This window comes from Brevundimonas nasdae (assembly GCF_019395145.1).
In the GTDB taxonomy this organism is placed as follows: domain Bacteria; phylum Pseudomonadota; class Alphaproteobacteria; order Caulobacterales; family Caulobacteraceae; genus Brevundimonas; species Brevundimonas nasdae.
On sequence record NZ_CP080034.1, the window covers coordinates 1,698,117 to 1,711,752 of the forward strand.

The following is a 13,636-nucleotide window of genomic DNA, read 5'->3' on the forward strand; positions in this document are numbered from 1 at the left end:
CGCTGGCCGGACCGCGCAAGCGGTCCGGCCCTGTTCTTCGCAAACCAAACGGAGCCTTCATGCAGATCATCGACCACGGCGGAGCCCGCATCGCGGCGCTCCACGACAAGAAGACCGGCAGTTGGCAATATGTCGTCTCCGACCCGGTCAGCCGCAAATGCGCGATCATCGATCCGGTCTGGGATTTCGACGAGAAGGCGGCGGCGACCTCGACCCGCAACGCCGACGCCATCCTGGACTACGTGAAGGCTGAAGGCCTAACCGTCGAATGGCTGCTGGACACCCATCCCCACGCCGACCACTTCTCCGCCGCGCCCTACCTCAAAGAGAGACTGGGTGCGCCGACCGCCATCGGCGAGAAGGTCATCGGCGTCCAGAGGCTGTGGAAGGACATCTACGGCCTGGACGACGACTTCCCGACCGACGGTCGCCAGTGGGACCGTCTCTTCCAGGCCGGAGATACGTTTGCTGTCGGCGACCTGCAGGGGCGGGTCATCTTCTCCCCAGGCCACACCCTGGCGTCCATCACCTATGTGATCGGCGGCAACGCCTTCGTCCACGACACCTTGATGATGCCCTATGCCGGCACCTCGCGCGCCGACTTTCCGGGCGGCGATTCCAAGGCCCTCTACCGAAGCATCCAGGACATCCTGGCCCTGCCCGATGAGACCGGCATCTTCGTCGGCCACGACTACGGTCCCGATGGCCGCGAGCCCGCCTGCTTCAGCACCGTGAGAGAGCAGAAGGCGGACAACATCCATGTCGGCGGCGGACGCGGAGAGGCGGATTTCGTGCGGCTTCGCGACGGCCGGGATGCCACCCTTCCCCTGCCGAACCTGATGCTCTACGCGCTTCAGGTGAACATCCGCGGCGGGGTGCTGCCGCCACCCGCCGAGGACGGCCGCATCTATTTCAAGATCCCCGCCAATCACTTCGCCCCGCCCCAGGAGAACTCTTGATGCGTCCTTCCACCCTGGCCCTGGCCGCCCTTTTGAGCACGACGGCCCTGGCCGCCCACGCCCAGACGCCCGCCGATCCTCTTCATGTCTACGGTCCGGGCGGCCCCGCCCCCGCCATGCGCGAAGCGGCGAAGGCCTATGAAGCGCGCACCGGTCGCGCCGTGGCCGTCGTCGCCGGACCCACGCCCCAATGGCTGGACCAGGCCAAGGCGGACGGCGACCTGATCTTCTCCGGCTCCGAGACGATGATGACCGACTTCGTCAGCGCTCTGGAGGGCCGCATCCGCGCCGAGGCGGTCGAGCCGCTCTATCTGCGCACCGCCTCCATTCTCGTTCGCCCGGGAAATCCGAACGGCATCGGCGGCCTGGAAGATCTCTTCCAGCCGGGTCGCCGAGTCCTGGTCGTCAACGGCGCGGGCCAGAACGGCCTGTGGGAAGATATGGCCGGTCGCACCGGCGACATCGCCAAGGTGCGCGCCCTGCGTCGCAACATCGTCGTCTACGCCCGCAACAGCGCCGAGGCCCGACAAGCCTGGATCGACGGCCCGACGCTCGACGCCTGGATCATCTGGGGCATCTGGCAGGTCGCCAATCCGGACCTCGCTGATGTGGTCGAGGTCGAAGAGCCCTATCGCATCTACCGCGACGCCGGCGCCGTTGTGACCGAGACCGGCCGCCAGGACGCCGACGCCCAGCCGTTCCTTGAATTTTTGAAGTCCGACGAGGGAGCCGCCATCTTCGCGCGCTGGGGCTGGCGGACCGGCCAACCTTAAGCCTGCCTTAAGGTGAACCCCGCGGTGTCGGCGGCATGGCCAACCGTCGCTCCTTCACCCTGAACCGCCGACACCTGCTCGCGGCGGCCGCGGCGCCGCTCTGGCTCTCGACAACCGCGCGAGCCGCATCGGCGCCCGCCGCCTTGAACATCAGCGCCCTGACCGCAGCCTTCTACGCCGCCCGCGGCGGACGCCCGGCCTGGGCGGGGCCAGCGCGCCGGCAAGCCATGGACGCCCTGGCCCTGGCGGACCGCCACGGTCTATCAGCGCCCGACGGTCTGGCCCTAAGTGAAGCCGAACTGACCCAGGCCGTCCTGACCCTGGCCGAGGCGCTCGCCCATGGCCGGGTCGACCCGGCATCCGTCGAGACCCTTTGGGAGATGGGTCGCAACCAGGTCGATACGCCGCCGCTGCTGGCGACGGCGGTCGACGACGGAACGTTGGCCGAGACGATGGCGGGCCTCGCTCCCCAGGACCGCGGCTATCAGGGCTTGTGCGACGGCTTCCTTCGCTATCGCGCCATCGCCGACCGCGGCGGTTGGCCGCCCTTTGCCCTGGGCGCGACGATCGAACCGTTTGCGTCCGACCCCCGCCTTCCCGCCCTCCTGCCGCGCCTTCGGGTGGAAGGCGATCTCACCGACGCCGCCGCCGCGATGGTCGGCCCGTCTGGCGGTGACTACGGGTCGGTGCTGCAAGAGGCCGTTCGGGTGTTCCAGGTGCGCCACGGTCTGGAGGCGGACGCCCGCATCGGCCCGGCGACCCAGCGGGCGCTGTCGATTTCGGCCGAGGCCCGTGCTCGCCAGATCGCGCTCAATCTGGAACGCCGCCGTTGGCTAAAGAGAGACGTCGCCCCGGAGCGGATCGAGGTGAACACCGCCGCCTCCATCATGGTCTACTGGAAGGATGGTCGGCCCGTGCATTCGATGCGGGTCGTGACAGGTGACGCCGACAATGCGACGCCCAGCCTCGAACGGCCCTTCGCCTCGGTCGTCGCCAATCCGCCCTGGACGGTCCCGACCTCCATCGCCCAGCGCGAGATCCTGCCGCGCGGCGCCGCCTATATGCGGGCGAACAACATGACGATCCAGAACGGCATGGTGGTTCAGCGCGCCGGCCCGAACGCCGCCCTGGGCCAGGTCAAGTTCGAACTTCAGGACAGCTACGCCATCTTCCTGCACGACACCCCGTCGCGGGGTGCGTTCGACCAGAGCTTCCGCCATCTCAGTCACGGCTGCGTGCGGGTGCAGGACGCCGTCGGCTTCGCCCGCCTTCTGCTGGCGCCCGACCCCGAGAGGCTCGCCCGCTTCGATGCCGCGCTGGACAGCGGCCAGACCGTCCGTGTGGCGACCGGTCGGCCGATCGACGTACGTCTGCTGTATTGGACCGCCTTCCTGGACGGCCAGGGCCGCGTCGCCTTTCGCGATGACATCTATCGTCGCGACACCCGTCTGGCGGAGGCGTTGGGTATCGCCCTGCACCTGCCGCGGCCCGACGACCGGCGCGCCGATGCTGACGACGTCGGCCCCTGACGGTTATTCGGTCGTGCGGCCGTCGAAATGCTCGTGGTCGGCGGAGGCCTCTTCCACCGTGGCGTGAACCGTCCCGTCGAGATGCTCCGGCGGGCCATAGAGGGTGTAGAGCCGAAGCGGCTCGGACCCCGTGCTGACCACATTGTGCCGGGCGCCCTGAGGGACGATGACCCCGTCGTCCGCCTTCACGGCGTGACGAACGCCGTCGATCCAGATTTCGCCCTCGCCCGCCTCGATGCGGAAGAACTGGTCGCGGTCGTCGTGGACCTCTTCGCCGATCTCCTGACCGGGCGGAATGGCCATGAGGACGAGCTGCAGATTGTGGCCGGTGTAGAGAACGCGGCGAAAGTCTGTGTTCTCTTCCGTCAGACGTTCGATATTGTCGATGAAGCCCTTCACGAGAGTCTCCTGTGCGGGTTGGCCGTCAGCGACGTGCGACGGCGGTGATGCGCGCGAACTGAGCCGTGTCGCCGCGAGCCGGCGTCGATGGACGGGGCGCCGGGGCGGCGACGCGCGCGCCGACCGCCTTCGCATCGCCGCAGAAGATTTCGTACAGCATGCCCATCACCGCCTGGGCCCGTTCGTCGGCGATCGAGTAGAAGATCGAGCGCGACTGCCGACGCGTCTTGACCAGACCGTACTGGCGCAGCTCAGCCAGCTGCTGGGACAGCGCAGGCTGTTTGATGCCCAGGTCCGCCTCGAGCTGGCCCACCGACCGTTCCTCCTCGGCGATGTGGCACAGGATCAGCAGCCGGTTGGCGTTGGCCAGCTGGCGCAACAGCTCTGCGGCCTCCGGCGCCTTTTCCTTCAACCGCTCCATGGCGGCCGCTTGATCGTCGGTCATGCGCGGCGCTCGCGATAGTACCAGGGCGCATCGCCGTCACCGTCGGCGATGGCGGCGTCCAGGGTGGTGGCGGCCGGCTCCAGGAGAGCGTCGCCGGGCGTCCAGCCCGCCGGCGTGGAGGCCGCCTCGCGGTCCGAGGTCTGCAGGGCGGTCACGAGACGCAGCAGTTCATCAACCGAGCGGCCGATGTTCATCGGGTACCAGCTGATGGCGCGCACCACGCCTTCGGGATCGATCACGAAGGTGGCGCGCACCGTCGCGCTGTCGCTCGAGCCGGCGTCCACCATGCCGAAGGCGTGGCCGATGGCCATGGAGGGATCCTCGATGATCGGGAACGGCACCTTCACGCCGAAGCGGCGGTAAATGTCCTTCAGCCAGGCCAGGTGAGAATACAGACTGTCCACCGACAGGGCCATCAGATCGCAGTCGATCGCCGCGAAGACGTCGGCCTGCCGGGCCAGGGCCACGAACTCGCTAGTGCAGACCGGCGTGAAGTCCGCCGGATGGGAGAACAGCACCAGCCAGCGTCCACGGTAGTCGCTGAGGCGCTTTTCGCCCTGCGTCGTGCGCGCGCTGAAGTCCGGCGCCGTATCGTTGATGCGCAGGGCGCGCATTGCGGGGGGATAGACGGCTGGCCCGGTGTCGATCGTTTCCATAGCCGCAAGCTAAGCGCTTCCCACCGTTTCCGCTACATTAAAATACATACTTGCACGAACTATGAATGGGTATATGTGTTGAGTCACCGAAACGGAGACACGCCATGTCCTCGCCCATCCCCGATCCCGCCCGCGACCACGCCGCCGACATCGTGCGCGCCGCGCTGGGCGATCCTCGCCAGCGCCCTGTCGTCAGGTCATTCTTCGACGAGGCCACCTTCACCGTCAGCCATGTCGTGCGCGATCCCGGCTCCGACGTCTGCGCCATCATCGACAGCGTGCTCGACTACGATCCGGCGTCCGGCCGCACCGCCCACGCCTCGGCGGACGCCCTCATTGATTACGTGAAATCCGAAGGTCTCACGGTCCAGTGGCTGTTGGAGACCCACGCCCACGCCGATCACCTGTCGGCGGCGCCCTATCTCCAAGAAAAGCTCGGCGGTCAGCTGGCCATCGGCCATGAGATCCTCACCGTCCAGGCGGTCTTCGGCAAGATATTCAACGAAGGGACCGACTTCCGCCGCGACGGCAGCCAGTTCGACCATCTGTTCAACGACGGCGACCGGTTCGAGATCGGCGGGCTGAAGGCCACGGTGCTGCATGTGCCCGGCCACACCCCGGCCTGTCTGGCCTATGTCATCGGCGACGCTGTCTTTCCCGGCGACACCATGTTCATGCCCGACTACGGCACGGCGCGCTGCGACTTCCCCGGCGGCGACGCCGGGACCCTGTATCGCTCGATCCATCGCCTGACCTCCCTGCCGGACGAGGCGCGGGTCTTCCTGTGCCACGACTACAAGGCGCCTCCGGGCCGGACCGAGTTCGCCTGGGAGACCACCATCGGCGCCCAGCGCACCGGCAACATCCATATCCGCGACGGCGTCAGCGAGGACGAGTTCGTGGCCATGCGCACCCAGCGCGACGCCACCCTGCCCATGCCCAGGCTGATCCTGCCGTCAGTCCAGGTGAACATGAACGGCGGCCGCCCGCCCGAGCCCGAGGACAATGGGGTGCGCTACCTCAAGGTCCCGCTGAACGCGCTGTGAGGCGAGCCCCCCATGCCTGAACCCATTTCCTTCGTCTGGCCGCTGGCCGGCGGCCTGCTGGTCGGCCTGTCCGCCGGCCTTTATCTGCTGCTGAATGGGCGCGTGGCCGGGATCTCCGGCCTGACCGCCGCGGCGACCGGCCTGTCGAAAGGCGCGCCGCGCACCCTGGACCTGCTTTTCATCGCCGGCCTGCTGGGCGGCGCGGCCCTGGCCTCAGCGCTGATCCGCAGGCCCGAGGTGCAGATCACCTCGGACATCTGGCTGCTGGTGCTCGGCGGCCTGATCGTCGGTTTCGGCACCCGCTGGGGCTCGGGCTGCACCAGCGGCCACGGCGTCTGCGGCCTGGCCCGCCTGTCGCCCCGCTCCATCGTCGCCACCGGCGTCTTCATGGCCGTCGCGGCCCTGACCGTCTTCGTCACCCGCCACCTGTTGGGAGGCCTGGCATGAACCGGCTGATCGTCGCCGTCCTGTGCGGCCTGCTGTTCGGCGCCGGCATGGTGGTGTCCGACATGATCAACCCGGCCCGCGTCCTGGCCTTCCTGGATGTGACGGGCGCCTGGGACCCCTCGCTGGCCTTCGTCATGGGCGGGGCGCTGATCCCCTCCGCCATCGCCTATCTGATCCGCCGGCGCATGGAGACGCCGGTCGCGGCCGAGACCTTCCATGTGCCTGAGAGCCGCACCATCGACACCCCTCTGGTCGGCGGGGCCGTCCTGTTCGGCCTGGGGTGGGGGCTGGTCGGTCTGTGCCCCGGCCCGGCGCTGGCGGCCCTGACGACCGGCGCCTGGCAGGCCTTCGTCTTCGTCGGCGCCCTCGTGGCCGGCATGGCGCTGTTCCGCCTGACGCTCGACCGAAACGCCTGAACCAGAAAAGACCCTAGGGAGACAAAGCCATGGATATCCGCCCCCTGGACGAGGCCCTATCCGCCTCGCCCCAGATCGCCCCGGAAGACCTGCCCGCCATCGCGGCCCAGGGTTTCCGGTCGGTGATCTCCAGCCGACCCGACGGCGAGGAGCCCGGCCAGCCCAGCGCCGAGGCTCTGCGCCAGGCCGCCAAGGCCGCCGGCCTCGCCTTCGCCCACGTTCCCGTGGTCGGCGGCGCCATCTCCGACCAGGACGTGGCGGACTTCCGCGAGGCTCTGGCTGACCTGCCCCAGCCCGTGTTCGGTTTCTGCCGCACCGGCACGCGCACGACCACCCTGTGGGCGCTCACGAACGCCGGCTCGGAGAGCCCCGATCATCTGATCGCCCGCGCCAAGAGCGCCGGCTACGACCTCGGCGCCCTGCGTCCCCGTCTTGAAGGAGCCGCGTCATGAGCGCCCAATACGCCCTCCTGGATTCCTGCGATGTCCTGATCGTCGGCGGCGGATCCGCCGGCATCGCCACGGCCGCCAGCCTCCTGCGCCGCCGCCCAGGCCTCGATGTTCGCATCGTGGAGCCGTCCGAACATCACTACTATCAGCCCGGCTGGACCATGGTCGGCGCCGGCGTCTTCACGCCCGAGCGGACCCAGCGCCGCACCGAGGACCTGATCCCCCAAGGCGCCCAGTGGGTGCGTGGCGCGGTCGCGGCCTTCGACCCCATCCATGATCGCGTCGAACTGACCGACGGCCGCTGGATCGGCTATCGGATGCTGGTCGCGGCGCCGGGGCTGAAGCTGGACTGGGCGGCCATCCCTGGCCTGGCCGAAACCCTGGGACGCAACAACGTCACCTCCAACTACGGCTACGAGACTGCGCCCTACACCTGGAAGCTGGTGCAGGCGATGCGCAGCGGCCGGGCGATCTTCACCCAGCCGCCCATGCCGATCAAATGCGCCGGCGCCCCGCAAAAGGCCATGTATCTGTCAGCCGACCACTGGCGCGACAACGGCCGCAACGACATCGAGATCGAATTCCACAACGCCGGCCCGGTGTTGTTCGGGGTCAAGGACTACGTCCCGGCGCTGATGGAATATGTCCGCAAATACCGCATCGACCTGAACTTCGGGTCGAAACTCGTCGCGGTGGACGGCCCGGCGCGGATCGCGACCTTCGCCGTGACGGGTGCGGACGGCGAAGTGCGCCAGGCGCGGCGCGAGTTCGACTTCCTGCACGTCTGCCCGCCGCAGACCGCGCCGGACTTCATTCGCGAAAGCCCGCTGGCCGCCGAAAGCGGCTGGATCGAGGTGGACGACGCCACCTTGCGCCACAAGCGGTTCGAAAACGTCTTCGGCCTGGGCGACGCCTGCTCGGCGCCCAACGCCAAGACCGCTGCGGCCGCCCGCAAACAGGCGCCCGTCGTGGCCGAGAACATCCTGTCGCTGCTGGACGGCCAGCCGATGCGGGCGGTCTATGACGGCTATGGCTCATGCCCGCTCACGGTCGAGCGCGGCAAGATCGTCCTGGCCGAGTTCGGCTATGGCGGCAAACTTCTGCCAAGCTTCCCGAAATGGATGCTCGACGGCACGAAGCCGACCCGTCTGGCTTGGCACCTGAAGGCTCAGGCCCTGCCCGAGATTTATTGGCTGGGCATGCTGAAGGGCCGCGAATGGCTGGCCAGTCCCGAGCACGTCGAGCCCGCGATCCAACCTCGTCCCGCCGTCGCCTGAGCCGGATCATGGACCTGTCCCCGCTGCAGTACGGCCTCGGCGCCGGCGCCGGCTCGCTGGTCGGCTTCACCCTCGGCCTGGTCGGCGGTGGCGGGTCCATCCTGGCCGTGCCGCTGATCGTCTATCTTGTGGGGGTCAAGGATCCGCATCTGGCGATCGGCACCAGCGCCTTCGCCGTCGCGGCCAACGCCTTCGCCAATCTGCTCAACCACGCGCGCCACGGCACGGTGAAATGGAAGATCGCCGGCCTGTTCGCCTTGGCCGGCGTCTTCGGCGCCTTTCTCGGCTCCAGCCTGGGCAAGGCGGTTGACGGTCAGAAGCTGCTGGCTCTGTTCGCCGCGCTGATGCTGGTGGTCGGGGTGCTGATGCTGAGAGGCCGCTCGGCCTCGGGGGACCCCGACGTGGTGCTAACGCCGGGCAATGCGCCGAAGCTCGTGGGAGCCGGCGCCCTGACAGGGATCATGTCCGGCTTCTTCGGCATCGGCGGCGGCTTCCTGATCGTCCCTGGCCTGATGGTCTCGACCCGCATGCCCATCTACTATGCGGTCGGCTCGTCGCTGGTCGGCGTGACGGCCTTCGGCCTGACGACGGCCTTCAACTACGCCCTGGACGGCTGGGTCGACTGGCCACTGGCGGCCGTCTTCATCGGCGGCGGGGTGTTGGGCGGTCTGGTCGGCGCACGGCTGGCCAAGGCCCTGTCAGGACAAAAAGGCCTATTGAACACAGTGTTCGCCGGGCTGATCTTCGTCGTCGCCTTCTATATGCTTTACCGCAGCGCCGGCGCGCTCGGCCTGATCGGGTGAGACCACACCATGGAACTTGACGCCCTGATCCTGGCGCGGATGCAGTTCGCCTTCACCGTCGCCTTCCATATCGTCTTCCCCGCCTTCTCCATTGGCCTCGCCAGCTATCTGGCCGTGCTGGAGGCCCTGTGGCTGAAGACGGGGCGAGACCTCTATCTGAACCTGTTCAAATACTGGCTGAAGATCTTCGCCGTGGCCTTCGGCATGGGCGTCGTTTCGGGTTTGGTCATGTCCTACCAGTTCGGCACCAACTGGTCGGTCTTCTCCGACAAGGCCGGACCGGTCATCGGCCCCTTGATGGCCTATGAGGTGCTCAGCGCCTTCTTCCTGGAGGCGGGTTTCCTGGGCGTCATGCTGTTCGGCCTGAACCGCGTCGGCAAGAAGCTGCACTTCCTGGCCACCCTGATGGTCGCGATCGGCACCTTCGCCTCGGCCTTCTGGATCCTGTCGGTCAACAGCTGGATGCAGACCCCGCAAGGCTACGCCATCAACGAGGTCGGCCAGTTCGTACCGGCCGACTGGTTCAAGATCGTCTTCAATCCCTCCTTCCCCTATCGCCTCGCCCACATGCTGCTGGCGGCCTATCTGACCACCGGCCTGGTGGTCGGCGCGGTCGGGGCCTGGCACCTGATGAAGGAGCGGACGAACAAGGGGGCGCGCAAGATGTTCGCCATGGCCATGGGCATGATCCTGGTCGCCGCCCCGGTCCAGATCTTCATCGGCGACATGCACGGGTTGAACACCCTGGAGCATCAGCCCGCCAAGGTCATGGCGATGGAAGGCCATTTCGAAAGCCACCCGGACGGGGCGCCGCTGATCCTGTTCGGCATTCCTGACCGCGAGGCGGCCACCGTCCACGGCGCGGTCGAGATCCCCAAGCTGTCGTCCCTGATCCTGAAGCACGATCCGAACGCGCCCCTGGCCGGTCTGGACACCATCGCCCGCGCCGACTGGCCGCCGGTCGAGATCGTCTTCTGGTCCTTCCGCGTCATGGTCGGCCTGGGCATGGCCATGCTGCTGCTGGGGCTCTGGGGGCTTTATGCTCGCCTGCGCAAACGCCTCTACGATGCGCCCTGGCTGCACCGCTTCGCCCTGATCATGGGGCCGATGGGCTTCGTCGCCGTGCTGGCGGGCTGGATCACCACCGAGGTCGGCCGTCAGCCCTGGACCGTCTATGGGCTGCTCCGCACCGCCGACAGCGCGGCGCCCCTGGCGGCGCCCGCCGTCGCAACCTCCCTGGCCGCCTTCGCTGTGGTCTATTTCACCGTCTTTGGCGCCGGGGTCTTCTACATCCTGCGTCTGATGAGCCATGCGCCGCACCGGGACGAGCCGGGCGTGGCGGAAACCCCGATCCGCACGGCGGGCATCACCCCCGCCCCCGCCATCGACCCGGACCGCCCCATCCCGACCGGCGAGGAGACCGATCATGAGCGTTGATCTGACCCTGGTCTGGGCCGGCCTGCTGGCCTTCGCCGTCTTCGCCTATATCGTCATGGACGGGTTCGACCTGGGCGTCGGCATCCTGTTCCCGACGCTGAAGGCCGGGGACCAGCGCGACAAGGCGATGAACTCGATCGCCCCGGTGTGGGACGGCAATGAGACCTGGCTGATCCTGGGCGGCGGCGGCCTGTTCGCCGCCTTTCCCCTCGCCTACGCCGTGTTGATGCCGGCGGTCTATACGCCGATCATCGCCATGTTGCTGGGCCTGGTCTTCCGGGGCGTGGCGTTCGAATACCGCTGGCGCACGGTGCGGGCCAAGCCCGTCTGGGACGTCGCCTTCTTCGGCGGCTCCCTGCTGGCCGCCTTCTCCCAGGGCGTCACCCTGGGGGCCATCCTGCAGGGGGTCGAGGTGTCGGGCCGCGCCTATGGCGGCGGCTGGTGGGACTGGCTCAGCCCCTTCAGCCTGCTGACCGGCGCCGCCGTCGTCGTCGGCTACGCCCTTCTGGGGGCCACCTGGCTGAACATGAAGACGGAAGGCGCGCTCCAGACCCACGCCCGCGCGCAAGCCTGGAAACTGGGTCCGGCGACCCTGCTGATGATCGGCGCGGTCAGCCTGGCCACCCCCTTCCTCGACGGCGAATACGCCCGGCGCTGGTTCGACTGGCCCGGCGTGCTTCTGACGGCCCAGGTGCCGTTGCTCGTTCTGATCGTCGCGGCCGCCTTCTTCTGGACCATGCGTCAGAAGCGCGAAGTCTGGCCCTTCCTGCTGTCGCTGGGCCTGTTCGCCGTCACCTTCGCGGGTCTGGGCGTCAGCGTCTTCCCCTACGCCGTGCCCGACGAGATCACCCTCTGGCAGGCCGCCGCCCCGGCCTCCAGCCAGCTGTTCATGCTGGTCGGCGCCCTGATCCTGATCCCGATCATCCTGGCCTACACCGCCTATGCCTACTGGGTGTTCCGGGGCAAGGTCGGCGACGACGGTTACCACTGATGCGTCGCGACTCCAGAAACGGGCTCCGGCAGGGCCTTTGGTTCGTCGCCCTCTGGGTGCTGGGCGTGGGTGTCCTGGGCGTGATCGCCTATCTGCTGCGCGGCGTTCTCAAGCTGGCCGGCGGGTGACGCCGCAGGCGCCGAACCGCTGGCCCTGGCCGCCGCTCATCACGGGCGGCGCCGTCCTTGTCGCGCTCATCACGGCGCGTCTATGGACTCCGCCCGCCCTCTTCCCCGGCGCCTTCGCCGCCGGCGGCCTCCTGGTCGGGCTCGCCCTTGGTCTGGACCTCTGGGCCATGCTGGAGATGCGGCGGCGGCGCGCCAACATCTTGCCGCACCGGGCGGCGACCGCTCTGGTCACGACCGGTCCGTTCGCCTGGAGCCGCAACCCGATCTATCTCGCGAACGGGCTGCTTCTGCTCGGCCTCGGGGGCCTGTTCGACAACGCCTGGTTCTTCGTGGCCGCCCCCGTCGCCGCCTTCGCCACCGACCGTCTCGCCATCCGGCGCGAGGAACGACACCTGGCGGCCCTCTTCGGCGCGGCGTGGTCCGTGTACGTGGGCCGGGTGCGCCGCTGGCTGGGCCGGCGGATGACGTCGTGATCCCCTTTCGCCCGGCCCACAGACGCCTCCCTATCCCGTCGCTTCGTCACTACCGTGAGGTTACGGGGCGCGGCATGTGAACCAAGCAGCTATGCTCCGCTCATTACTCCGCAATCATCTCGTCAGGGGGCGCCTTATGACTGCCCCTCACTCCCACTCGATTACACAAATTACCCCAAGCCGCTGATCGGCTTGGGGTTTTTTCTCGCATATCGGTCGCCGGACCGATTGAATAACCGACAAACGGGAAGTATTCTGAAAACATTCAGAAAATTCTAAGCAATAACATTTGCGTGAATTCGTCATCTTTTGCGGTCTATCGGACTTTCTGAGCACCGAGATGCAATGCAACGAGTTCGATTCGCCTTGCCACTTTGCACCATCACTCGGACGTACACTGTATCTCATGCGCATGTTCGTCGTCGAGCTTACCGGCTCGATCGTATGGCGATAGCGACAAGCGTCGTCGATGCCTGTCATGCCGCGCTCGACGACCGGAATGCAAACGCCGCACTGGCTTTGCGGCCGACGGCGTCCTGATTTTCGACGACGGCGGGACTGGCCGATCGGTCTTTCGCCACGAGGACGACAGATGGCGGATTACGCACATCCGTTGGTCCTCGGACGCGGTGCCCTGATCTCGCGATCAGGCGGCGGGAGTCGCTGACGCTCCCTTCTGGGCGAGCCAGGCGTCGATCAGGGTGATTTCGCGCTCCTGAGCCGAGATCACCGCCTGGGCCAGGTTCCGCGCTTGGGCGTCCTTGCCTTGCGCGAGCTCCACACGGACCATCGAGACGGCTGCGACGTGGTGACCTCGCATCTGCGTCATGAAGTCGATGTCCGCGTCCCCGGTGAAGGGAGGCATCGCCTCCATCATCGTGTTCATCGATGCCTTGTAGCCTTGGGTGGCGACGGAGTCGCCGGGCGCAGGCGCAGCCATGCCGCCCTCCATTCCGCCATGGGCGTCCGCCGCTGCGGCGGCCTCAGGCGCGGCTACGGCGGGCTCTTCGGCTTGCGGGGAACAGGCCGTAGCCAAGGCGCAGGCGGCGAGGACGAGGCTGATGCGTTTCATGACGGCTCCTTGGGATCCGACGTTAGCGACCAGGAGGGCCCATTCGTTCCGCCAACTCTACCGTCCGGCCCGCGCCAAGAGCTCGATCAGCTCGCCGGCCTTGGCCTTGCGATCCTCGGGATCGTCGCCGGTCATGGCGCCCATGACGCAGTGGTCGAGGTGATCCCGTAGCACTTCGGTCTCCACGCGATGGAGCGCGGCTCGAACGGCCTGAAGTTGGGTCAGCAAGTCGACGCAATACCGGTCATCTTCAACCATGCGGGAGATTCCCCGCACCTGGCCTTCGATCCGGCTGAGCCTGTTGAGGACTTTGGGTTTCGTGTCGGTTTGCATGCG

The 13,636-nt window shown here is 67.7% G+C and carries 18 protein-coding genes; 13 read left to right on the top strand and 5 right to left on the bottom strand.

Going from position 1 to position 13,636, the window contains the following annotated elements:
* Positions 1–59 precede the first annotated feature (59 nt).
* From KWG56_RS08255 to KWG56_RS08265, 3 genes are read left to right on the top strand one after another with little or no spacing between them, the layout of a single operon-like run.
* The gene (locus tag KWG56_RS08255; RefSeq protein WP_219354423.1) at positions 60–959 is read left to right on the top strand and encodes an MBL fold metallo-hydrolase; all 900 of its coding nucleotides are present in this window, start codon (positions 60–62) and stop codon (positions 957–959) included.
* Positions 959–1,732, top strand: coding sequence for a substrate-binding domain-containing protein (locus KWG56_RS08260; protein ID WP_219354424.1), 774 nt, complete (start codon positions 959–961; stop codon positions 1,730–1,732). The genes KWG56_RS08255 and KWG56_RS08260 overlap by 1 nt, the downstream gene beginning before the upstream one ends.
* Positions 1,733–1,767: 35 nt before the next feature.
* On the top strand, positions 1,768–3,261 hold the full coding sequence (locus KWG56_RS08265) for a L,D-transpeptidase family protein (protein WP_219354425.1): 1,494 nt from the start codon (positions 1,768–1,770) through the stop codon (positions 3,259–3,261).
* A 3-nt stretch (positions 3,262–3,264) separates the two neighbouring features.
* Here KWG56_RS08265 and KWG56_RS08270 read toward each other — a convergent pair whose 3' ends face one another.
* Genes KWG56_RS08270 through KWG56_RS08280 form a run of 3 tightly spaced genes read right to left on the bottom strand, consistent with a single transcriptional unit; the run spans position 3,265 to position 4,761 of the window.
* The gene (locus tag KWG56_RS08270) at positions 3,265–3,660 is read right to left on the bottom strand and encodes a cupin domain-containing protein (protein ID WP_219354426.1); all 396 of its coding nucleotides are present in this window, start codon (positions 3,658–3,660) and stop codon (positions 3,265–3,267) included.
* Between the two features lie 25 nt (positions 3,661–3,685).
* Positions 3,686–4,105, bottom strand: coding sequence for an ArsR/SmtB family transcription factor (locus KWG56_RS08275; protein WP_008259045.1), 420 nt, complete (start codon positions 4,103–4,105; stop codon positions 3,686–3,688).
* Entirely contained in the window at positions 4,102–4,761 is a 660-nt protein-coding gene (locus tag KWG56_RS08280; protein WP_244999704.1) for a peroxiredoxin, read from the bottom strand. The genes KWG56_RS08275 and KWG56_RS08280 overlap by 4 nt, the downstream gene beginning before the upstream one ends.
* A 104-nt stretch (positions 4,762–4,865) precedes the next feature.
* Between KWG56_RS08280 and KWG56_RS08285 the strand changes: the two genes are divergently transcribed.
* From KWG56_RS08285 to KWG56_RS08320, 10 genes are read left to right on the top strand one after another with little or no spacing between them, the layout of a single operon-like run.
* Positions 4,866–5,807: an MBL fold metallo-hydrolase gene (locus tag KWG56_RS08285; RefSeq protein WP_219354427.1), complete on the top strand. Its 942-nt coding sequence runs from the start codon at positions 4,866–4,868 to the stop codon at positions 5,805–5,807.
* Positions 5,808–5,819: 12 nt separating this feature from the next.
* Positions 5,820–6,254, top strand: coding sequence for a YeeE/YedE family protein (locus tag KWG56_RS08290; protein WP_008259836.1), 435 nt, complete (start codon positions 5,820–5,822; stop codon positions 6,252–6,254).
* Positions 6,251–6,670: a DUF6691 family protein gene (locus KWG56_RS08295; RefSeq protein WP_008259144.1), complete on the top strand. Its 420-nt coding sequence runs from the start codon at positions 6,251–6,253 to the stop codon at positions 6,668–6,670. The genes KWG56_RS08290 and KWG56_RS08295 overlap by 4 nt, the downstream gene beginning before the upstream one ends.
* A 29-nt stretch (positions 6,671–6,699) precedes the next feature.
* The gene (locus KWG56_RS18765; protein ID WP_008260019.1) at positions 6,700–7,122 is read left to right on the top strand and encodes a protein tyrosine phosphatase family protein; all 423 of its coding nucleotides are present in this window, start codon (positions 6,700–6,702) and stop codon (positions 7,120–7,122) included.
* A complete protein-coding gene (locus tag KWG56_RS08300; protein ID WP_008260866.1) occupies positions 7,119–8,396 on the top strand; it encodes an NAD(P)/FAD-dependent oxidoreductase in 1,278 nt (425 codons plus the stop codon). Before KWG56_RS18765 ends, KWG56_RS08300 begins: the two co-directional genes overlap by 4 nt.
* Before the next feature lie 8 nt (positions 8,397–8,404).
* Positions 8,405–9,199, top strand: a complete 795-nt coding sequence (locus KWG56_RS08305) for a sulfite exporter TauE/SafE family protein (protein WP_008264059.1) — start codon at positions 8,405–8,407, stop codon at positions 9,197–9,199.
* A 9-nt stretch (positions 9,200–9,208) separates the two neighbouring features.
* Positions 9,209–10,636: a cytochrome ubiquinol oxidase subunit I gene (locus KWG56_RS08310; protein ID WP_008263196.1), complete on the top strand. Its 1,428-nt coding sequence runs from the start codon at positions 9,209–9,211 to the stop codon at positions 10,634–10,636.
* Complete coding sequence (gene cydB / locus KWG56_RS08315; protein WP_008259839.1) at positions 10,626–11,627, top strand: cytochrome d ubiquinol oxidase subunit II; 1,002 nt, start codon at positions 10,626–10,628, stop codon at positions 11,625–11,627. Before KWG56_RS08310 ends, cydB begins: the two co-directional genes overlap by 11 nt.
* A complete protein-coding gene (locus tag KWG56_RS18915) occupies positions 11,627–11,755 on the top strand; it encodes a DUF2474 domain-containing protein (protein ID WP_194943540.1) in 129 nt (42 codons plus the stop codon). Before cydB ends, KWG56_RS18915 begins: the two co-directional genes overlap by 1 nt.
* Positions 11,752–12,228, top strand: a complete 477-nt coding sequence (locus KWG56_RS08320) for a methyltransferase family protein (protein WP_008259823.1) — start codon at positions 11,752–11,754, stop codon at positions 12,226–12,228. Before KWG56_RS18915 ends, KWG56_RS08320 begins: the two co-directional genes overlap by 4 nt.
* Before the next feature lie 646 nt (positions 12,229–12,874).
* On the opposite strand, the gene KWG56_RS08325 is transcribed toward KWG56_RS08320, so the two are convergent.
* Both KWG56_RS08325 and KWG56_RS08330 read right to left on the bottom strand, forming a co-directional pair.
* Positions 12,875–13,300, bottom strand: coding sequence for a DUF305 domain-containing protein (locus KWG56_RS08325; RefSeq protein WP_219354428.1), 426 nt, complete (start codon positions 13,298–13,300; stop codon positions 12,875–12,877).
* 57 nt (positions 13,301–13,357) lie between these two features.
* Complete coding sequence (locus tag KWG56_RS08330) at positions 13,358–13,633, bottom strand: metal-sensitive transcriptional regulator (RefSeq protein ID WP_040349360.1); 276 nt, start codon at positions 13,631–13,633, stop codon at positions 13,358–13,360.
* Between the last annotated feature and the right edge of the window lie 3 nt (positions 13,634–13,636).